Source organism: Mycobacterium sp. TH-M82 (genome assembly GCF_057473605.1).
In genome coordinates this window covers 1-20672 of record NZ_JBYCKY010000472.1, presented here as the reverse complement: position 1 = coordinate 20672, position 20672 = coordinate 1, and the positions used below count along the sequence as shown (strand labels likewise).

The 20672-nt window shown below is 67.9% G+C and carries 20 protein-coding genes and 1 pseudogene; 5 read left to right on the top strand and 16 right to left on the bottom strand.

Annotation, left to right across the window (positions count from 1 at the left end):
* From AC2VON_RS14545 to AC2VON_RS14520, 6 genes are all read right to left on the bottom strand, one after another.
* Positions 1–796: carbohydrate ABC transporter permease (locus AC2VON_RS14545; RefSeq protein WP_486953575.1), on the bottom strand; the 796-nt coding region annotated here is incomplete at its 3' end.
* The gene (locus tag AC2VON_RS14540) at positions 793–2124 is read right to left on the bottom strand and encodes an ABC transporter substrate-binding protein (RefSeq protein WP_486953574.1); all 1332 of its coding nucleotides are present in this window, start codon (positions 2122–2124) and stop codon (positions 793–795) included. The genes AC2VON_RS14545 and AC2VON_RS14540, both read right to left, overlap by 4 nt.
* Position 2125: 1 nt before the next feature.
* Complete coding sequence (locus AC2VON_RS14535; protein ID WP_486953573.1) at positions 2126–4057, bottom strand: YhgE/Pip family protein; 1932 nt, start codon at positions 4055–4057, stop codon at positions 2126–2128.
* A gap of 2 nt (positions 4058–4059) precedes the next feature.
* The gene (locus AC2VON_RS14530; protein WP_486953577.1) at positions 4060–4725 is read right to left on the bottom strand and encodes an ATP-binding cassette domain-containing protein; all 666 of its coding nucleotides are present in this window, start codon (positions 4723–4725) and stop codon (positions 4060–4062) included.
* A 184-nt stretch (positions 4726–4909) separates the two neighbouring features.
* Complete coding sequence (locus AC2VON_RS14525; RefSeq protein WP_486953572.1) at positions 4910–5353, bottom strand: TOBE domain-containing protein; 444 nt, start codon at positions 5351–5353, stop codon at positions 4910–4912.
* A 49-nt stretch (positions 5354–5402) separates the two neighbouring features.
* The gene (locus tag AC2VON_RS14520) at positions 5403–5963 is read right to left on the bottom strand and encodes an isochorismatase family protein (RefSeq protein WP_486953571.1); all 561 of its coding nucleotides are present in this window, start codon (positions 5961–5963) and stop codon (positions 5403–5405) included.
* Positions 5964–6050: 87 nt separating this feature from the next.
* Here AC2VON_RS14520 and AC2VON_RS14515 point away from each other — a divergent pair, with 87 nt between their 5' ends.
* Positions 6051–6539 (top strand): RDD family protein, encoded by a 489-nt coding sequence (locus AC2VON_RS14515; RefSeq protein WP_486953570.1) that lies wholly within the window; start codon positions 6051–6053, stop codon positions 6537–6539.
* Here the strand turns inward: AC2VON_RS14515 and AC2VON_RS14510 are convergent.
* Both AC2VON_RS14510 and AC2VON_RS14505 read right to left on the bottom strand, forming a co-directional pair.
* Complete coding sequence (locus tag AC2VON_RS14510) at positions 6529–7002, bottom strand: gluconokinase (RefSeq protein ID WP_486953576.1); 474 nt, start codon at positions 7000–7002, stop codon at positions 6529–6531. The genes AC2VON_RS14515 and AC2VON_RS14510 overlap by 11 nt on opposite strands.
* 22 nt (positions 7003–7024) lie before the next feature.
* Positions 7025–8530 carry a carboxylesterase/lipase family protein gene (locus AC2VON_RS14505; protein ID WP_486953569.1) on the bottom strand — a complete coding sequence of 502 codons (1506 nt, stop codon included), beginning with the start codon at positions 8528–8530 and terminating at the stop codon, positions 7025–7027.
* Between the two features lie 42 nt (positions 8531–8572).
* Here AC2VON_RS14505 and AC2VON_RS14500 point away from each other — a divergent pair, with 42 nt between their 5' ends.
* The gene (locus tag AC2VON_RS14500; protein WP_486953568.1) at positions 8573–9256 is read left to right on the top strand and encodes a hypothetical protein; all 684 of its coding nucleotides are present in this window, start codon (positions 8573–8575) and stop codon (positions 9254–9256) included.
* A 56-nt stretch (positions 9257–9312) separates the two neighbouring features.
* Here AC2VON_RS14500 and AC2VON_RS14495 read toward each other — a convergent pair whose 3' ends face one another.
* Positions 9313–9762 carry a hypothetical protein gene (locus tag AC2VON_RS14495; protein WP_486953567.1) on the bottom strand — a complete coding sequence of 150 codons (450 nt, stop codon included), beginning with the start codon at positions 9760–9762 and terminating at the stop codon, positions 9313–9315.
* A 288-nt stretch (positions 9763–10050) separates the two neighbouring features.
* On the opposite strand from AC2VON_RS14495, the gene AC2VON_RS14490 reads away from it, so the two are divergent.
* Both AC2VON_RS14490 and AC2VON_RS14485 read left to right on the top strand, forming a co-directional pair.
* Entirely contained in the window at positions 10051–10488 is a 438-nt protein-coding gene (locus AC2VON_RS14490; RefSeq protein ID WP_486953566.1) for a universal stress protein, read from the top strand.
* Positions 10489–10908: 420 nt separating this feature from the next.
* Positions 10909–11244: an RNA polymerase-binding protein RbpA gene (locus AC2VON_RS14485; RefSeq protein WP_486953565.1), complete on the top strand. Its 336-nt coding sequence runs from the start codon at positions 10909–10911 to the stop codon at positions 11242–11244.
* A gap of 2 nt (positions 11245–11246) precedes the next feature.
* Here AC2VON_RS14485 and AC2VON_RS14480 read toward each other — a convergent pair whose 3' ends face one another.
* The 3 genes and pseudogenes from AC2VON_RS14480 to AC2VON_RS14470 all read right to left on the bottom strand — a co-directional run.
* A complete protein-coding gene (locus AC2VON_RS14480) occupies positions 11247–12014 on the bottom strand; it encodes a polyprenol monophosphomannose synthase (protein ID WP_486953564.1) in 768 nt (255 codons plus the stop codon).
* 18 nt (positions 12015–12032) lie between these two features.
* Positions 12033–13787, bottom strand: a complete 1755-nt coding sequence (lnt, locus tag AC2VON_RS14475) for an apolipoprotein N-acyltransferase (RefSeq protein WP_486953563.1) — start codon at positions 13785–13787, stop codon at positions 12033–12035.
* Positions 13780–14223 (bottom strand): annotated as a pseudogene (locus AC2VON_RS14470) (amidohydrolase family protein); the annotation flags it as partial. The pseudogene AC2VON_RS14470 and the gene lnt, both read right to left, overlap by 8 nt.
* A gap of 75 nt (positions 14224–14298) precedes the next feature.
* On the opposite strand from AC2VON_RS14470, the gene AC2VON_RS14465 reads away from it, so the two are divergent.
* Positions 14299–15000 (top strand): dienelactone hydrolase family protein, encoded by a 702-nt coding sequence (locus AC2VON_RS14465; protein ID WP_486953562.1) that lies wholly within the window; start codon positions 14299–14301, stop codon positions 14998–15000.
* A 12-nt stretch (positions 15001–15012) separates the two neighbouring features.
* On the opposite strand, the gene ric is transcribed toward AC2VON_RS14465, so the two are convergent.
* The 4 genes from ric to AC2VON_RS14445 form a co-directional block, all read right to left on the bottom strand.
* On the bottom strand, positions 15013–15699 hold the full coding sequence (gene ric, locus AC2VON_RS14460) for an iron-sulfur cluster repair di-iron protein (RefSeq protein WP_486953561.1): 687 nt from the start codon (positions 15697–15699) through the stop codon (positions 15013–15015).
* Positions 15700–15843: 144 nt separating this feature from the next.
* Entirely contained in the window at positions 15844–16587 is a 744-nt protein-coding gene (locus AC2VON_RS14455; protein WP_486953560.1) for a hypothetical protein, read from the bottom strand.
* A 163-nt stretch (positions 16588–16750) separates the two neighbouring features.
* Positions 16751–19396 carry a helix-turn-helix transcriptional regulator gene (locus AC2VON_RS14450; protein WP_486953559.1) on the bottom strand — a complete coding sequence of 882 codons (2646 nt, stop codon included), beginning with the start codon at positions 19394–19396 and terminating at the stop codon, positions 16751–16753.
* Between the two features lie 132 nt (positions 19397–19528).
* Positions 19529–20672, bottom strand: a 1144-nt coding sequence (locus tag AC2VON_RS14445; protein WP_486953558.1) for an MMPL family transporter, incomplete at its 5' end; no start/stop codon positions are given.

The following is a 20672-nucleotide window of genomic DNA, read 5'->3' as shown; positions in this document are numbered from 1 at the left end:
ATGCGTAGCCGAAGTCCAGGAAGGCGAAGGCCTGCTGGAAAACCATGATGCCCAGCACGTAGGTGCCGGTCTCCGGTCCGCCGTTGCTGCCGGTGAGGACGTAGACCAGGTCGAACGCCTGGAATGCCTTGATGACCGAGATCACCACCACAAATGACAGCGCGCCGCGGATCATCGGCACGGTGATCCAGACGAACCGACGGATCTGGCCGGCGCCGTCGATGCGGGCCGCCTCGTGCAGGGTGTCCGGCACGCCCTGCATGGCGGCCAGCAGGATCACGGTGGCGAACGGCACGCTCTGCCACACGCTGACCAAACACAGCGAGACCATCGCCCAGTGCGGTTCGATCAGCCACGGCACCGGGGGAATGCCGACCCAGCCGAGCATGATGTTGAGCAGTCCGTTGTCGGTGTTGAACACGAACTGCCACACCACCGCCATCACCACCGCCGACACCGCCAGCGGAAGGAAGGCGATGGTCCGGAACACACCGATGCCCTTGAGTTTCAGATTGAGCGCCCCGGCCACCGCCAAGCTGATCACCACGGTCGGAATCAGCGTGCCGAGGGTGAAAACCGCCGTGTTACGCACCGCGATGCCAAACAGCGGGTCGGTGGTGAAAAGATCACGAAAGTTCGCCCAGCCGACGAACTTCGGCGGCGTGAACAGATCCCAGCGCTGAACGCTCATGTACAACGAGAACGCCAGCGGGAACACCATGAACACCGCGACCGCGGCCAGATTCGGCACGACGAACAACCGCCCCGCCCGCGCGCGCCGCCGGGTGGAGGTCACGGGTTGGCCAGTACTTCGTCGACCTCGCCCGACAACGTGGTCTTGAGCGAACTGGCGGGCCGGTGTCCGCGCAGCACGGGCCCGAAAGCGCGGTCCATCAACGCGTTGACTTTCTGCCAGGACGGGGTGATCGGCAAGCCCTCCGAATGGGCGGGCCCTTCGGTCAGCACCGCCAGATTATCGACCCCGGGATGCGCGGCGGCGAAGCCGGGCGAGTCGACCGCGGACGTCAGCACCGGCACGAACAGCCCCGACTGTCCGATCAACGCCTGCCCGGACCGGCCGGCCGCGAACTTCACGAACTCCCAAGCCTGCTCCTTGCGGCGGCTGCTGGCCGCGATGGCCAGCCCCGTGGTGCCGATATCGGAGCGGGCGGCACCACCATTGCGGAGTTCTTCCGGGCCGGTCGGCAACACCGTGACGTCGAAATCCAAACCGTCGGCCCGGGCGAAGGTCTGGAAACGCCAATGCCCGCCCAGCGCCATCGCCGCCTTGCCCAGTGCGAACAGGTTCATCGTGGACATCGACTGGGTGTCCGACGCAATCGGGGCCACCCGGTGCACGTTGGCGAGGTCGGCGTAGAACTGGACACCGTCGACGAACGTGTCGTCACCGAAGTTGAGGTGCGTCGGGTTCATCCGTGGGGTGGACCACCCGATGCCGTTGTTCATGCCGAACAACCCGGCGGAGTACGACGGCGCCCAGGTGTCGACGAAGCCCCACTGGGTGACTCGGCCGGCCTTGTTGCGCCGGGTGAGCGCCGCGGCGGTGTCGAGGAACTCGCGGAAGCTCCACGGCTGTTCCCAGCGTGCCGGCGGCGGCGGCACGCCGGCGTCGGCGAAGAGTTTCTTGTTGTAGAACAAGAAGGTTCCGGACCACTGCTCCGGTAGGGCGTACTGGGTGCCGTCGAAGGTGAAGGTCCGATACAGCGCGTCGATGCTGTCGGCCGTCAGCTGCGCGGCGAACTCCCGGTCGCGGGCCAGCAGGGTGCCCAGATCGGCCAGCACGCCCCGGTCGGCCAACACGGCGTAGGTCAGCTCCCACGCCATCAGCACGTCGGGACACTTGCCGCCGGCGCAGAACGTCGACATCTGCTGCATCGGGTCGCCCCCCGACAGCACCGTGCGGACCCTGATGTCCGGGTGTTCGCGCTCGAACGCCTCGATGATGCCCATCCGGGCGTCCCGCTCCTCTGGATTGGCGGCGAAGAAGAAGGTCAGGGCCCCATCATCGTTGTCCTCACCCGGGGTACACCCGGCCGGCCAGGGCGCCAGGGCGGCCGCGCCGAGCGCACCGGCGCCGCGCAGCAACGTCCGTCGCCGCAGCACGTCACACGTCGATCGGCGGATACAGGCGGTCCAGGGTGAACTGGCGATCGCGCCGGGCCGCCCACGCGCTCGCCGCCAGCGAAGCGGCGAGTATCCCGAGCAGGACGCCCACCGAAGTCCACATCCTGGTGTCGATGCCGCCGACCGTCAACTGGCGCAGGCCATCGACCGCATAGGTCATCGGATCGTAGGGATGCAGGATCTGGAACGGCTTCGCCGTGGTTTCCACCGGATAGACACCGCCGGACGACACCAGCTGAAACATCAAGAACGCCAACGTGACCACCCGGCCGACCGCGACCCCCAGCACTGCGTTGAACGCCTGAATCAGCGCCACGAACGCGGCCGCGATCAGGGTCAGGAACCCGACCATGCCCGCCGCATACCGGGCATCTGGGGCATCTAAGCCGACACCGAAGTGGACCACCGCGTACATCAGCACCACCTGGCTCACCCCGAGCAACAGCGCCGGCCAGTAGGAGGCCAGCACCACCCGCAACGCGCCGAGCCCGTTGACGATGGCGCGAGTCTGCAACGGAGTCAACAGCATCCAGATGATCAACGCACCGATGAACAGCGCGAGCGGCAGGAAGAACGGAGCGAATCCGGTCCCGAACGTCGCGGCGTGATGGGTGAAATCCATACCGACGCCGACCGGGCTCGCCAGGATGTGCGCGACGTCGACGCGTTGCTGATCGGTGAGCGTCGACACCCGGTCGGAGGCCTCGCCCAGCCCGGTTGCCAGCTGCTGCGCCCCGTCTTTGAGCTTGTCGCCCCCGTTTGCCAACTCCACCAGCCCGCCGTTGAGCTTGTGCGCACCCGCGTCGAGGTCGGAGGCGCCGGTGCGCAACGCGACCAGATCGGACCTCAGCCCGCCGTCGAGCGTGTGCGTGATGAACGTCCGTAACCGGCTGTTGGGATCGGCCAGGTCGACTTCCAGCTGCCGAGCGTTGTTGCGCAGCTGCGCCAGTCCGTCGTCGGTGGCCGGGTCCATCCCTTCGGCGTTGAGCAGGCGTTGCGCGCCGGCCAGTGACTCACCGAGTCCCCGCACGGCGGGATCGGGGTTGGCGCGCAAGCCGTCCATGACCTGATTGATGACACCGGCGGCCGCCCGGTAGTCGATGTTGAGCGCCGCAAGCCGGTCGGTCACGTTCTTGACGTTGCCGCTCAGCCGGGTCGCGACGGCACCGGCCTCGTTCGGGTCGAAGCCCGACGCGGCTGGTCCGCTCAGGTCATCCATCATCTTCAGCAGCGGGTCGGTGGCCTGCGCGATCCCGGCGGACAGCTGGCGAGCGCCGGCGGCGAGTGTGGCTGAGCCATCGCGTGCGGTCGCCAGGTTCGCCGCAAGAATTTGAGATCCGGCTGACAGCTGCCCGGCGCCGATGGCCGCCTTCTCGACGGCAACGGTGACCTGCGTCAGTGCGGTGCCGATGACCTGCTCGCCGACCTTGGCACTGACCTGGTTGAGCACCTCCCGGGCGGCGTTCTGGCCCATGACGGACGCCAGGTAGTTGTTGGCGTCGTTGAACCGGAATTGGATCGCCGCCTTGCGTGGGTGCGGACCCGCGGGCGAAACCACCGCGGCACTGAAATCCGCCGGCAGCGTGATCGAGAAGTAATAGCTGCCATCGGAGACCCCTTTGGCCGCTTGGCTTGCCGGCATGCGGTGCAGATCCAGCTGACCGGAGCTCACCAGCGCCTCGGCCACCTGGTCACCGGCGTGCAACTGCCGGCCCTCGACGGTCGCACCGCGGTCCTCGTTGACCAGCGCGACCGGAATTCTGTCGACCGCGGCGAACGGATTCCAGAACGCCCACAGATACATCGCGCCGTAGAGCAGCGGCAGCACGATGATCGTGATCAGGGCCACCCGCGGCATGGTGCCGCGGGAGTACCGCTTGAGGTCGGTGCCCAGCGACATTCCGGCGAGCATGGTCAATCGCCCCCTTTCTGGCCTTGCGGCTGCCCGGTGAGCTCGGCATGTTCCAGGTCTGCGACGGGGATCTGCGCGCGAATACCCAGCCCGTCCGGTAGCTCGTTGACGCTGGCGGTGATCACGGTCTGCCGCTCCCCCAGGTCAACCAGGCGGCGCACCAGGGCTTCGCGGTTGCGGTCGCTGGCCACCTGGTCGATACCGCCGACGACCAGCAACGGCCGGGCGGCGGTGTTGGCCAGCGCGATGCGCAGCAGCAGCCCGTCGAGTTCGCTGAGCCCGTCGACGTATTCGGTGATCCGCGGCAGCGGCAGCTCGCCGAAGACCGGCCGGCACAGCCGATCGCGTTCGGGCGCGCCGGCGCGGCGGATCAGCCGGTACCAGGGCGCGTCCCAGCGCAGCTGCTCGGTGATCAGGTCCCGCACGGTCACCGACTCGGACACCGAGTCGAGTTGCTCGATGCCGGCCAGCGTGGACACCCCGAAGATGTCGCGGGCCCGGCTGTGCCCGAACACCGTCACCGACCCCGACGTGGGCGCCATTCGGCCCGTCAGGCACATCAGCAGCGCGGTCCGGCCCGACCCGGGTGGGCAGGTCAGGACGGTGACCCCGCCGGCGTCGATCTCCAGGTCGACGGGGCCGACGACCGGACCCCATGGCCCGGTCATCGAGATGCCGCGCGCTACCACGGCGGGCAACCCCGGCGTTTCCTGGTCTGTCACGGCCGTTCCTCTTTCGCCGTTCGCGCCGAGCGTGAAACTGTTGCGAGAAATCTGGCCAAAGCTCGCAACAGTTTCACGCTGGGCGCGATGGTAGCTGTCGCCGCCTGGTGACACCGCCCCATAACACCGGCTACCCGAACCCGGGGGCGGGGTCGGTGGGGCCGGCCGGGCCCGACGGTCTGGGCAGCTCGACGACGACGTTGGTGGCTTTGACCGAGGCGACCACCAGGCTGCCCGGGGCCAGGTGCAGCTCGTCGACGGCTTCGCGGCTGACCAGCGACACCAGCCGGAACGGCCCGGCCTGGATGTCGACCTGGGCCATCACGGTGTCGCGCAGCACGTTGGTCACCAGCCCGACCAGACGGTTGCGGGCGGACTGCCCGACCACCGGGCTTCGCGACAGCGGCTCGGCGGTGGCGCGCTCCTGGGCGAACCGTGCCAATGTTGCGCCGTCGACCATGCGCGGCCCACTGCCGGTCGTCGCCGACAGCCGGCCGGAGTCGATCCACCGGCGAACGGTGTCGTCACTGACGCCGAGCAGCTCGGCAGCCTGCGCGATCCGAAAATTTGTCACGGCCCGAGCTTAAGCGCAGCGCTTAAGCACAGCGGCCGTACGGCGGCGATCAAGCGGCCTCGATTACCGTGATGCCGGCGGCGCGCATCGCCGCCAGGGCGGTAGCGGTCGACTCCGCGGCCACCCCCGCAGTCAGGCTCGACAGCACCCGGGTGGTGAAACCGGCCCGGGCCGCGTCTTCGGCGGTGCTGCGCACACAGTAGTCGGTGGCGATGCCGACCACGTCGACCGCGTCGACACCGTGCCGGCGCAGCCAGTCGGCCAGCGTGGTGCCGGTGGCGTCGACGCCCTCGAAGCCGCTTAAGCCCGCGTCGTAGGCGCCCTTGCGAAAGACCGCCTCGATCCGGCCGGCATCCAGGTCGGGATGCAACTGCGCGCCGGCGCTTCCGGCAACGCAGTGCGGCGGCCAGGACGTCACGAAATCCGGGTCGTCGGAGAAATGCCCGCCCGGGGCGACGTGAAAGTCCTGAGTCGCCACGACGTGGCCATAGTCGTGCCCGGCGCCCAGGTAGCGGGTGATCGCACGGGCCACCTCGGTCCCACCGGCGACGGCCAGCGACCCGCCCGCACAGAAGTCGTTCTGCACATCGACGATGATCAGGGCGCGCATACCGACCACCGTATGCCGGGTGTGCCGAGCATGCGGGGTCTGCCGATGACGCGGCGAACGGTCGAACACGACGGTACATTGGCGCACATGTCGACCGCTGACTTCGACGCCAACGTATCCGGGTACGGTCAACCGGGCCCGCCCATCCCGGGGCAGCGGCCCGGCGGGGTGGGCAGGCGTTTCCTGGCGCGATTGGTCGACGGTGTCCTGGTGAACATCGTGGCGTTCGTGCTGTCGCTGTTCGTGTTCGACGACAACTACCCGTTCCTGGTGACCGGCCTGTTCTCCGGCGTGCTGACGTTCGGATATTTCGTGTTGTTCGAGGTCACCGGGGGCTCCAGTCCGGGTAAGCGGCTGTTCGGGCTCATGGTGCGCGGGCCCGGCGGGGCGCCGAAGCCCGATGTTGCGCAGTCGGCCATCCGCAATGCGTTCACGCTGCTGGCGGTGGTGCCCTACCTGGGCGGCCTGCTCGCGTTCGCGGCCTACGTCGTGATAGCGGTGACCATCAGCACCAGCCCGACCAAGCAGGGCAAGCACGACGAGCTGGCCGGCGGAACCCAGGTGGTCAGGGCCTGACCCGATCGGCCAGATAGCTGTCGACGATTGCGTCGACGCCCGCACCGACGTCGATAGCCACGCCGTTCTCGTCGGGCGCCAGCGGCTCCAGGGTGTCTAACTGGGACTGCAGCAGCGACGACGGCATGAAATGACCCGTCCGGTGGGCTTGGCGGCCGGCGATGAGCTCCGGCGAGCCGGTCAGGTGCAGGAACGCAACATCAGGGCAGTGCCGGCGCAGCTGGTCCCGGTAGCGGTGCTTGAGCGCCGAACAAGCGATCACACCACCGCCACCGTGTCGGGCCAGCCATTCGCCGACCCGTTCCAGCCACGGATACCGATCGGCGTCATCGAGCGGCTCGCCGGCGGTCATCTTGGCGATGTTGGTGTTGGGGTGATAGGTGTCGGCATCGGCGAACGGCACGCCGAGGCGCTGCGCGAGGGCCGCACCGACCGTCGACTTGCCGGCGCCCGATACGCCCATCACCACAATCGGCCGCACAGCGCTACCGGCTCAGCGAGAAGCCGCGCCACGCCATCCGCCGTTGCGGGTGCGGGTCGAAGTCGACGCGGCACCGCCGGTCGAAGACCATGACGGCGCGGTCGGCGTCGGTGTAGGCCGGCCAGTCGTCGCCGGGCACGCCGACACGGCTGAACGACCGCCAGCGTCGCTGCACCTGGTCGCTGACGCGCAGCGCCGCCTGGCGATCCACGCCGGCGGTGAGCAGAGTGCCGAACCGGCCGCGGTAGACGTCGAACACCGCCAACAGCTCAGTGGCATGGGTGGCGCCCAGCCCGGACCAGCGCAGTGTCCGCGGCGCGAAGTCGTAGCGGTACACATAGGTCGGCGCATGGGCGCCGTGCGCTTCGGCGATCTGCCAGACCGCCGAGTTGAAGGCGAAGTCACCGCCGAACCGCACGCAGGCGGCCGGATCCGGGTAGTCGGGGTAGGCGCCGGTGATGCGATCGCGGGTGGCCGCATCGGTGTTGGCCAGCAGCGCCTCGATCATCGGCTCGGTGGTCGGCAGCAACCGCAGGAACCGGGTGAACAGCCGGCCTTCCTCGGCGTTGCTGCCCACGATCAGCGGCAGACGGTGGGCCGTCCCGCGCCGCATCGCTTCGACCGGATCGAGGGGCAGGACGTCGTCGCCGAAGACCGGGCCGAGCGGAAACGCCCCCACCATGTTGCGCATCCCCTGATCGACCAGGCGGTTCTGTGCCGCCAGCAATTCACCCGCGGACGCCCGCAACAGCACGCGGGCGGCGTCTGCGGGGCGCACCCCGAGCAACCCGGCGAAGCGGCCGGCGAACTCCGCGGCCTGGTCGGGCGAGCGCACCATGCCCGACGCGGGGCTTTCCGCGATCGCGCGGGCGAACAGGCCCTCGGCCGCGGGCACCGCCAACAGGGTGGCGACGATGTGCGCGCCGGCGCTTTCGCCGAAGACGGTGACGTTGGCGGGGTCGCCGCCGAACACCGCAATGTTGTCGTGCACCCAGCGCAACGCCAGTACCAGGTCGCGCAGGTACAGGTTGCTCTGCAGGGTGACGCCGGGAGCCGACAGCGACGACAGGTCCAGGCAGCCCAGCGCGCCGAGCCGGTAGTTGACCGAGACGTAGACGCATCCGCGTCGCGCCAGTGCGGCGCCATCGTAGAGCGGGGTGGCCGAGCTGCCCAGGATGTATCCGCCGCCGTGGATGAACACCATCACCGGCAGCGGGTCCGGCCCGGCCGCCTCCGGAACGACCACGTTGAGGGTCAGGCAGTCTTCGCTGATCGGCTGGTATTTGCCGGGAGCGAGCATGGTGTAGCGGCGCTGCTGCGGCGCGCAGTTGGTGAACCCGTGACAATGCCGCACACCCGGCCAGGGCTGCACCGGCTGCGGCGCCCGGAACCGCAGCGGCCCGACCGGCGGGCGGGCGTAGGGGATAGATCGCCACCTGCGCACCCCGCCGCGGGCGAAACCTTCGACAGTGCCGGTGGCGATGTCGACCTGCACCGGGTGTTTATGCATGAGGCGAACCTAGCGAACCCGGGCGGCGGTTAGCCTAACGGCATGCGCACCACCGTGCTGATCGCCGTGTCGTTGCTGCTCGCCGGATGTTCCCATGGCACCGTCGGCCAGCCGGAGCAGGCCCAGACCACCGCGTCGGAGTCATCGCAGCCGCCCGGTGCGTCGGTGGCCCCGCTGACCGCGCCACAGGCCGGTGCGCCCATCGCCGACGTGATCGGCTGGATCCAAGCCGGCCAGCCTGCCGACGTCGCTCGCTATCACAGCGCGACAAACGCTGGTGAAACCACTGATCTCGGCGACGACGTCGCCTTCACTGTCCCGCCAGCCCCGGAGAGCCGCTCCGGCGCCATCACCTGCATGACCGATTCCGCCCACACCGGCGGTGTGCTGGCCTGCCTGGTCGACCTGACCGATCCCCCGCCCCGTCCCGAGGAGGTCTACGGGGAATGGAAAGGCAATTGGGTCGACTTCGACGGCGCCACCCTGCAGGTCGGGTCCGCGCACGGCGATCCGGGTCCGTTTCGCTACGGCGACGGCCCGCAGTTGCCCAGCGGCGCCGCCCTGTCCTTCGGCGACTACCGCTGCCGCACCGAGCGGACCGACCTTTTCTGTGTGAACTACGCCCATCGGTCGGCGGCACGGTTGGGCCGCACCGGCGTCGTACCGTTCGGTTGTCTGCATCCGGTGCCGCCGCCGGAGGGGGTCGGCGCGTTGTTCAGCTGCTGATGACCATGACCGTTTACCCACCGGTGGTGCCGCTCGAGCGGCCCATGACTTGATCACTATCCACTCGGCGGCACAGCGGATCCCGGGGGTGGTGGTGGGGCCTGGTCCGGTCCGGGTGGCGGTGGTGGGGCCTGGTCCGGTGGGGGTGCTGGGCCCGGTTCGGGCAACCCCGTATTGACCTTTCCGTCCCAGCTGCCGCCACACGCACCGGCAGGTGCGGCTGGCGGTATCGGTGACCCGTTGTCCACCACACAGTTCATCGTGACCGTGGGCCCGAGCCACCCCTGCATCATCAATAACTGGTGCCAATAGCTGCCGTCGGCGTAACGTTCCCCATCGCAGTAGGAAATACTCCCGAGCCCACCTTTGCCGCCGGGACAGTTCCCCATCATCATGTTCGGGATGTGCGGGTCGTCGAAACCCGGCGGCGGGGAAGCCTGAGCGGCCGGAACGGTAACGGCCGCCACGGCACCGGCAATGACGACAGCGTAGGCCGGTGACTTCATTTCCTTGCCCCTTCCCGGCTCGGCGGGTGCCGCTCGATCTTAGTTGGAGACAACCACATTCCGCAGCCGAGCCGAAAAGGGAGTTGCATATCGCGCGGTCGGTGAAAGGGCTTGTCCGGTGCGGTAGTAGCATCGACGATATCGACGTCACCCGCACATTGAGGAAATCCGACCACCGCGACGACACCTCTGCGGCGGGTCCTGTGGCGGATCTCCGTACGCTGACCGAAGAGCAAGTTGGCAACAGAAATATCACTGAACAAATTTCACCGAACAAGGAGGTTAACAATGGCCGAAACTCAACCGGTTATCGTGGTTGGGATAGATGGATCCGCGGCGAGCGGGCAGGCGCTGCAATGGGCAGCCAAACAGGCCCAATACAGTGCTGGTGAAGTGCATGCCGTGATCGGTTGGCAACCCCCATCCTCGTACGGGTATTACTTCGACTATTCCGATGACGATGCGGCCGCGGATGCGCGTAAGACGCTCGAAAAAACAGTTACCGATGTACTTGGCGAACGCCCATCGGTACCCGTGACTCTCCGTGTGGTGAAGGGCCGGCCGGAGAGGGTGCTTGTCGAAGCATCGCGATCAGCCGACTTGCTTGTGGTAGGCAGCCGAGGACGCGGCGAATTCGAGGGAATGGTGCTGGGCTCCGTCAGCCGATACTGTGTCCAACACGCGTCCTGCCCCGTTCTCGTCTTCCCTGCATCAGCCGACGGATAGGCCGGCGATACGGCATACCGTGGCCCTTGGACTGACCGCCGGGTGGGCGGCTGCTGCCTGGGGGTCGACGTGAGCGCCAGCACCACCGCGTCGGGAGCCGCTGCGCTCGCCCGGCCTGCGGTGATCATGGCCCGCTGTTCATAGGCGCGCTGTCGACAGGATTGGCGCAGTATCGCCGGCGACGCCCGGTTCCGGTGTCGGCCACGTCACGACCGCACCAGCGGCACGGCTGCGGTCGGACACGACGGGGCACGGCTGACGAATTTGGTCCGGGGTAGCCGATGATCCCGGTATTATCAACGGTCGCGGCAGACCGAACGGGTGTTACGGGAGCCGCGGGAACTAGCCAACTTGCCGTTGCGTTGTTAGCCGCGAGAGATGTTGTGTCCAAGGATATGAAGGATGTGAAGGAGGGGCCCGATGGCTGATCGTGTTTTGCGGGGTAGTCGGCTGGGGGCCGTCAGCTACGAAACCGACCGTGACCACGACCTGGCACCACGACAGGTTGCGCGGTACCGCACCGAGAACGGCGAGGAATTCGACGTGCCGTTCGCCGACGATGCGGAGATCCCGGGCACCTGGATGTGCCGCAACGGGATGGAGGGCACCCTCATCGAGGGTGACCTGCCCGAGCCGAGGAAGGGCAAACCACCGCGCACGCATTGGGACATGCTGTTGGAGCGTCGTTCGGTGGAAGAGCTCGACGAGTTGCTCAAGGAGCGTCTCGACCTGATCAGGTCACGCCGCCGGGGCTGAAGTCAACGTCGCATCCGTCGGGCACGGCTGAGCCGCCCGGCCCAACTGGCCGTGCCCCATCGCGCCACCCTTACCAAGCCTTCCCCGATTGTGGATCCGCTCATCTTGGACACTCCGAACTCGCGTTCGGTGAACGTGATCGGCACTTCCACGACGGTGAACCCACTGTTCAGGGTGCGCCAGGTCAGGTCGACTTGAAACGAGTACCCCTTGGAGTCCACCGCCGCCAAGTCGATCTTCTCCAGCACCTCGCGCCGGTAGGCGCGGTAGCCGGCGGTGACGTCGTGGATGCCGATCCCGAGGCACAGTCGTGCGTAGGTGTTGGCGGTCTTGGACAGCGCGCGGCGATGCCACGGCCAGTTGCGTACCGCTCCGCCGTCCACGTAGCGCGAGCCGATCGCGAGGTCAGCACCGCCGTCGACGGTGTCGAGCAGCCGATGTAGCTGCTCGGGTGCGTGGCTGCCATCGGCGTCCATCTCGACCAGCACACCGTAGTGCCGGCTCAGCCCCCAGGCGAAACCGGCCAGATAGGCGGCGCCCAAGCCCGCTTTGGCGGTCCGGTGCATCACAGATATCCGGTCGGGATGAGCCGATGCCAGTTCGTCGGCGAGTGCTCCGGTGCCATCCGGGCTGTTGTCGTCGACGACCAACACCTGCGCGTCGGGCCGGGCCCGGTGCAGCCGATCAAGTACCAGCGGCAGGTTCTCCCGCTCGTTGAAGGTCGGTATGACGACCAGGGTGTGCCGGCTGGGCGGTTCAGGGCTATTCATCGCCGCCGCTCCTTCTCATCACTGAGCTCCTCCCCCGTCGCTGGGCCCTGAATGGTTCGCGGCGTCCACCGGTCGAGGCCGACGGCGGCGCATGAACCACCCATTGTGCAGTATCGCGGCGACGACGCCTCCAACACCCGCACCGACCAGCAGCCATTGCAGTAGTGGACCCCATCGGGTGGCCGGAGTCAGCGTGGTTTTGAGCCGCACCGGGGTATCCAGGTAGGCGGGCTCGAAGAACTTGGTGCGCGCCAGTTCGCGGCCGTCCGGCACGATCGTCGCACTGATCCCGCTGGTGCCGGCGATGACAACGTATCGGTCGTGTTCCACGGCACGCACCTTGGCGAAGGCCAGCTGCTGTTCGCTCATCACCTGATCGAAGGTGGCGTTGTTGGTGGGCACCGCCAGCAGCTGCGCCCCGCCCAGGACCGATGCTCGCGGTGCGCGGTCGAAGATCACTTCCCAGCAGGTGGCAACCCCGACCGGAACACCGGCGGCGTCCACCACCGGCCTGCCCGCACTGCCGTCGCCCGCCACGAAATAACCTGCGCGGTCGGCATAGCCGGACAGATGGCGAAAGAATCCCCGCCACGGCAGGTACTCGCCGAACGGCTGCACGATCCGCTTGTCGTAGCGATCGCCCGGCCCGGTCACCGGATTCCAGACCAGCACCGTGTTCATCGACACCGGATTATCGCTGGTCCAGCCCGGACCGGCGCGCACCGTGCCCACCAGGATCGGTACCCCGATCGCCTGCGCGGCCGCAGCGATTTGTTGCGCGGCATCGGCGTTGACCAGCGGATCGATGTCTGCGGAGTTCTCCGGCCAGATGACGAACTGGGGTTGCCGGGCAAGCCCGGCGTACACGTCGTCGGCCAGCTGCAGGGTCTCGCGTACGTGGTAGTCGAGCACCTCTCGACGCTGTGCGTTGAACTCCAACCCGAGGCGGGGCACATTGCCCTGCACCGCCGCCACGGTGATAACCGGTTCGTTGCCCGATCCTGCTGAGCCCATGCCGGAGCGCCGAACTCCCGGCCAGACCACGACGGTGGCCAACAGCACCAGGCAGATGCAGACGCCCGGCAGCAGCACGGCCGGCGGCCGGCCGGCGCCGTCGGCACTGTCGGATCCAGCCGGCCGATCGCGCTTCAGCCACAACACAATCTGGATGCCGATCGCCGTGGCGGAAAAGCCCAGCAGCGCGACCGCCGCCGACAGCAGCGGCACCCCGCCGAGTGCGACCAACGGCAGCAGCGGCCCTTCGGCCTGACCGAATCCCACTACTCCCCAGGGGAACCCGCCGAACGGGAAGGTCGACTTCGCCCACTCCTGGGCCGCCCACAGCGCCGCAAACCAGACCGGCCAACCTCCCAGGCCTCGCACCAGTACGGCCAGCAGACCGAACGCCGCCGGAAACAGTGCGCACACCACGGTGAGCACCAACCAGGGCAGCGCGCCGACCAACCCGCTGATCCACGGCAGCAGCAGCAGGTAGAACGCCAACCCGCACAGGAATCCGTACCCGAAGCCGCCGACCGCAGTGGTAACGGGGCGGGTCAGCACCCAGGCGAGCAGCGCGAATGCGACCACTGCGGCCCACCACCAGTTCAGTGGCGGGAAGCTGGCGCACAGCAACAGACCGGCGGCCACTACGGCGCTGAGTTGGGGAATTCGGTCGACTGCCGCCGCACGCAGTCCGGGCAGCCACTCGGCTGCCGCGCCGCCCAACCGTGCCAACTGCCGCTTTACCGCGGCAGCCACGCCGCTACCCATGGATGACCGCACCCCGGTGTACCGTTTGCCGGCAGCGCGGCAGCCGGTCGGGCCGATCCAGCCGCGGTAACGGCGGCACCCGCGACCGCGGGTCGGTCGACCAGCGTTGCACCGCGTCGCTGGCCGCGCTGACCATATGGTTCCTGAGTTGTCCGGCGTCCCAGACGGCATAGGAAGCGGCCGCCCCGGGCACCGTGGTCCACGGGTCCAGCCCGGTCACCGGGGCATCGGAACCGAACGCCAGGGGCACGCCTGCCGATGCTAACAGCGCAAACGGGTTGAGCCGGCCGGCCCGGTCGACGCCCAGGCGAAGCGCGTACATCCCGGCGTCGCAGCCCAGCCACGCCACGACACCGTCGCGAACCGTCATCGCGGTGGCATCGCGGCGGGTCGGGCTGTGCACCCGCCCGCCCAGCAGCAACGTTGTGGGTGCCCCGGCTGCGGCATTCACGCTGCAAAACTAAGGGATCTGCCGGTTCCGGCGGCACGCATCGGGTACTACGTTGATGTCGTGGCTACCGTCTCCTTCGATGCCCCCGCCGGTGCCATCGACGCGCTGCTGAGCATTCCGGACGGCAGCGGTCCGTGGCCGGGGGTCGTGGTGATCCACGATGCGATCGGTTACGCCGCGGACAAGGAGTCGATCAACGATCACATCGCCGACGCGGGGTACCTCGCCTTCACCCCGAACCTGTTCGCCCGCGGTGGGCGGGCGCGCTGCATCACCAGAGTCATGCGCGAGCTGCTGACCCAGCGCGGCCGCGCCCTGGACGACATCCTGGCCGCGCGCGACTACCTGCAGTCGATGCCGGAATGCTCCGGCGCGATCGGCATCGCGGGGTTCTGCATGGGCGGTGGATTCGCACTGATCATGGCGCCCAAAGGTTTTGCCGCGTCCGCACCGTTCTACGGTGTTCCGCTGCCGCGCCGCCTCAGCGAAACACTCGACGGGGCCTGTCCGATCGTGGCCAGCTTCGGTGGCCGCGACCCGCTGGGCGGCGGCGCCGCCACCCGGCTACGCCGGGTCGTGGAAGACAAGAACATCCCGCACGACATCAAGGTGTACCCGCACGCCGGGCACAGCTTCGCCAACAAGCTTCCCGGACAGCCGCTGATCCGGGTTGTCGGTTTCGGCTACAACGCGTCGGCCACCGCCGACGCCTGGGCGCGGGTGTTCGCCTTCTTCGGTGAGCACCTGCGCGGCGAAAGCTGAGCTGCGGGCGTCTCAGGCCGAGGCGAGCACCCGCGGGAACAGCACGTTGTTCTCCTTGTGCACATGCAGGTGGATGTCCTTCTCGAGCTCCTCGAGCCCGGTCAGCATCGCGACGTAGCTGGCGCAGGCGTCGGGTGGGACGGCGTAGCCGCTGGTGAGCTCCCGCAGTTCGGCGAGCATGTGGCCGGACCGGTCGTGCTCTTCCAGGTTCTCAGCCAGCTTCTCTCGCACCTCGGCGGAGAGCGGACGCGCCGGCCTGCCACTGTGGATGCTGATCTCGGGGAACAGCACCATCTCCTCGGTGCGCAGGTGCGGCTCCATCCCGGCCCGCAGCCGGTGGAACACCTCTCGGACCCGAGCCAGCTCGGTGTGGTTCGGGCCGTGCACCCGCGCCACCTTGTCCACCAGCTCCGCCAGCCGGGGGAACTCATCCCACAGATACCGGTGGTGGGTGCTGACGATGTGCGCGATCAGGGCGACGTCGTCGAGTCCAGCCCAGCCGGCGCGTGTTCCCTGCTCCGAGGCGTTGAGCGCGGTCATCAGCTCGTCGACGTTGACGTCGGACTCCGCACACGCGTCGGCGACCCGACGCTGTCCGTGGCAGCAGAAGTCGATACCGAATCGGCTCAGAACCCGGGCCGTCGACGGGTTGGCGGTGACGATGTCGCCGAGGATCATGCCGGATGTGAAGGTGGCCACGCAAGCTCCTCTTCGTCGTCATCGTTAATGGCACCGGCGGCGAAGCTCCGTGGCGGCGCCGCCGCTGGCATGGTCCCAACCAATGATGCTGAAATTGATGAGTGAAGTCCACTATATGTGAATCAACCCACCTCGGCGCGGCGGTCAGGAATTCGGTTGCTCCGGCATGGGCGGGTGGCGGTCGGCGACGAACCAGTCGATTTTGGCTTGCCAGGATCGAGCGGATGCGTAGGCGAAACCGATCGCACCGGGGCATGCGCACGACCAGACGGGCAGAGCGACATCGATGCCGGCCCACGCCGCGGCGACCTGGATGACGCTGGCTGCGACCCCGAATGCCACCGCAATGAGGTACAGATCGACAGTCGCCCTGGAACGGGGATCCTCGCGCACGATCAACAGCACCCTGCCCGCGTAGCTGAGCAGATAGATGAGCAGACCGCCCAGCAGCAACCAATAAGCACCGAGCCAACCGGTGTGGACATGCGCCGGGAGCAGGTCGCGGTGATGACCCTCGTCAGCGGCGATCAACAGCGCTACGAGCAGTGGCACGCCGACCTGCAACGGGCGCAGCACCTGTCGGCGGAAGAGCCGGCCGACCAGGGGCTCACCGGCGAGGCGGACCAACCCGTGGCGGATGATCGCCGTCGCCGCGACGATCAGGCAGAGGTGGCCGAGCAGGTGCTGCACGTTCCACAACCCGGAGATGCGGTACAGCGGTGGCCCGAGGGCGGTCGAGACCCACGGCGACATGAGCAGTACGCCAAGGCCGTGCAGCGCGACGTTGAGGCTGGCGTCCACTTCCCAGCGAGATCGCCACGTGTCGCGGCGAATCCAAAGGCTGGCCAGGATGGCGGCCAATGTGACGGTGATGAGGATGAACAACATCGGATCGAACGCTGGTCTCTCTCTGGGCAGTTACCGGAACCCATCGAGCATCGCCCGCGAAGGCCAGGATCTCCTAGAGTAGGCGGTTACCCCATTTTTCGTGCCGACGGGCGGCGCCGCGCTAAGCAGCTACCGCTAGCAGCCGGCCTAGCCCGCTAGGTCACTAGGTCCCTTCGGATTCAGCCGTCCCGAGCAGGTGGATTAACTGGTCGCGGCGTTCGATGCCGAGCTTGGCGAAGATGCGATACAGGTGCCCCTCCACCGTTCGCGTCGAGACCGCGAGTCGGTCGGCGATCTGCCGGTTGGATAGGCCCGACACGGCCAGCATCGCGATCTCGCGTTCGCGGTCGGTGATCGGCAACGGCTGAGCCGCCGCGGTGACTGCGGGGGTTCGCACGTCACCTTTGCCGGCAAGCCATTGCGCGCGGGTCGACGACGCCAACTCCTTGCCGTGGCGGCCATCGCGCGCGTGCTCGGCCGCCGCCTGAGCCGCAGCGTCGGCGGCCCGGGCCAGTGCCCCGATCTCGGCGAACCGGTTGGCCGCGGTGTCCAACTGGTCACCGTCGTGATTGGCCAGACCCCGGGCATGCACGGAGACCGCCTGCGCCAACGGCGTGTTCAACCTGGTGGCCAGTTCGGCCAGGCGGGCGGCGTACGACCGGTCACCGAACCGCACCGCGGTGTGCAGCGCCCGCATCTCGACAGCCGACATCCCGGATCGGCGTGCGATCTGCGCGGCCCGCACCGCATGGGCCCGACCATCCGACGTCTGGCCGGCCGACGCCCGTTCCCAGGCTCGGGCAAGCTCGAGTTCGGGCAGGAACGCCGCGGACTGCGGCCCGTAGACGTGTTCGCAACGCTGCAGGGCGACCGCGGCGGCCGCAGCATCTCCCCGCGCACCTTCGGCCTGGGCCGACCAGGCCGTGACCAGAATCGGCCACGGCGCCGGAGCGCCACGCGGCAATACCGCCGCCGCGTCGCGAAACGCCGCGCAGGCGGACGCCAGGTCGCCGCGGGCAACGCGCACGAGGCCGGACAGCACACCCACCATGGCGTCGGCCTCCGGCACGCCCGCGGCCATCGCGCCATAGCGTTCGACCACGCGGTCGGCTTCCGGGTAATCACCGACCACCATGAGCGCCATGACCTCGGCGACACCCATGCCGAACCGGATCGGGCCCGATTCAGTGAGCGCAGCCGCCCGCAATCCCGCCTCGGCGAAACGCCGAACATCGTCGAACCGCCCGGCGTTGGCCGATGCCAGCGCCATCGGGACCGCCGCCCACACCGTCGCCATCGGCAACACATCCGCTGCGCACAACGCCGGCCCTTCCTGCAGTGCCGTTGTCAGATCGCCGGAGAAGAATGCGAACGCCACCTCCAGGGCTTTGACCAGAGCGGCGCGCGCCTCAGAATCGGCACGATCCTTCACCCCGGCCAGAACCTGGCGGGCCGACTCCACGTCACCGCGACCCCAGAACAGGTTCGACGCTCGTAAGCAGCCCCACCGCACGGTCAACATCGCGTCGGCGTCACCGGGGTCGACATCGGCGAGCACCGCCTCGGCATCCTCACCACGTCCCTGCCAACTCAGTGCTTCGGCGAGCACGAGGGCAGCCGGCAGACCACCACCGCGGTCGAACGCGAACCGGGCCAGCTCCTCGGCGTAACCAAAGTTCGACATGCTCGCCGCACCCGCCGCCGCGGCGATGATCAGATCCAGGTCGGGCTCTAAGTCGCTGCGCACCATGAACTGAGCCAGCCGGATCTGGCCGCGCACGTCGGTCAACCTCATGTGCCCCCCAGCGGCCCGCAGGTGCTTCTGAAGGGCTTGTGCCAGCATGCCATTGACCTGCCGCGTGCGCACCACCCCCGCAAGGCGGATCGCCACCTCACCGAATACCGGGTGGTTCAACTGCGCCACCATCGCCGATCCGTCGGCGAGCAACTGAATCAGACCGCGGCGCTCCAGGCGTGAAACCGCATCCGGATCGCAGAGTTCACGAAGGATCTCCCAGTCCAGCAGCTCCGCGACGGCCAAGACCTCCATCGCTTCCAACTCGTCTGGCGTAAGCGAGCGCAGCCGAAACTCCAGCAGGTCGACCAGTTCCCGGTCCACGTGCAGCGGACCTCGCAGTTCCCAGCCCTCTTCGGTGTGGACCAGGACACCGTTTTCCCGGCCTGCCCTCAACAGCCCGCGCAGCAACAGCGGACTCCCCCCGCAGCGGTGGTGCAACCGGTCGATCAGTCCGGGTCCGACGGTGTCGTCGAGCACCCGGCGGACGAGTTCTGCGGTCTGCTCGCGGGTGAAGGCGTCGACGTGCTCAGTCAGCAACAGCCGCTCTTTCAGCAGTGCCGTCACCGCATCGAGCACCGGCTCACCCGAGCGGATCGTCACGATCAACCGGGCACTACCCTCGGCGGCAAGTTCGTGTAGAAGCGTGACCGACAATGCATCGAGCAACTGAGCGTCGTCGACGACGAGCACCAGCTTGTCTTCCGTTTCCAGAGTGCGATGTGCGGCGGCCAGCATCGCGGCCGGTTCGTGCGCGTCGACGGTGACCGACCGGGAGAACGCCCCCAGCGGTACTTCGCGCCCGGTTTCGGTGCCCACCACAAAGCGCACCGTTTGTCCGTCTGCCGCCAGCGAGTCGGCAAGAGCGCGGGCCAGTGTCGATTTGCCCATCCCGCTATCACCGACCAACGCGACGCCCCGAAATGCCGCATCGGGCTCAAGCGCCGCCAACGCCCGCTGCACCTCGTCGCCGCGGGCCACTATCGGCCACGCCGACCCGGCCTTCGCGTCCACCCGACTCGCCTCCCAAGCCGTGCTGCTGGGAACAGGATACGTCGCCGCTAATTTGAGCGTTAACGTTTCCGCAGTACGCGGCGGCGAGCGAGCCTTCGGTCACACCGGCCCCTACGAAGCCGCAGCCGTCCGCTATTCGCCGGAATCCAACAACTGACGAACCGCGCGGCGTGACCCGTAGGGCCGCAGCATCTGACTGGCCGGGCGGGGGCGCACGTGCTGCGGCCACCAGAACCAGCGCCCGAGCAGAGCGGCGATCGACGGCGTCATGAACGAACGCACGATCAGCGTGTCGAACAGCAGCCCGAGCCCGATGGTGGTCCCGATCTGGCCGAGGATCCGCAGGTCGCTGAAGATGAACGCCGACATGGTGGCGGCGAACACCAGGCCGGCGGCGGTGACCACCGAGCCGGACCCGGCCATCGCCCTGATGATGCCGGTGTTCAGCCCGGCGCCGACCTCCTCTCGGAACCGGGAGATCAGCAGCAGGTTGTAGTCCGATCCCACCGCCAAGAGCAGGATGACGGCCAGTGCCAGCACGATCCAGTACAGCTGGACGCCGAAGATGTCCTGCCAGACCAGCACCGACAGCCCGAACGACGTGCCCAGCGACAGGCCCACCGTGCCGACGATCACGATCGCGGCCACCAGGCTGCGGGTGATCACCATCATGATGAGCAGGATCAGGCTCAGCGCGGCGATCCCGACGATCAGCAGGTCGTATCTGGCCATGTCTTGAATGTCTTTGTAGGTGGCCGCGGTGCCGGCAAGGTAAAACTTGGCGCCGTCGGAGGGGGTGCCCTTCACGGCCTCGTGTGCTGCCTGCATGATCGGGACGATATGCGAGATACCCTCGGGCGTTGCGGGATCGCCTTCGTGGGTGATGATCATCCGTGCGGCGTGGCCGTCGGGCGACAGGAAAAGCTTCAAACCCCTGATGAAGTCGGGGTTGTCGAACGCTTCCGGGGGCAGGTAGAACGAGTCGTCGTTCTTGGCGGTGTCGAAAGCCTGACCCATCGCCGCCGCGTTGTCGGTCAGCGCGCGCTGCTGGGCGTTGATCCCGGAGTTGGTCGCGTAATTCGACAGCGCCAGCCCGAGATTGACCATCTGACTGGCGATCTGGGGCGGCAGCAGCGACACCAGCTGCGGCTGGATCGCGTCGAGCCGGTCCATAGTCGCGGTCAGGTTCTCGAACTTCTCGCTGAGCTGGTCGATACCGTCGATCGACATCCAGGTCGACCGTATCGCCCAGCAGGCCGGGATGTCGTAACAGTGC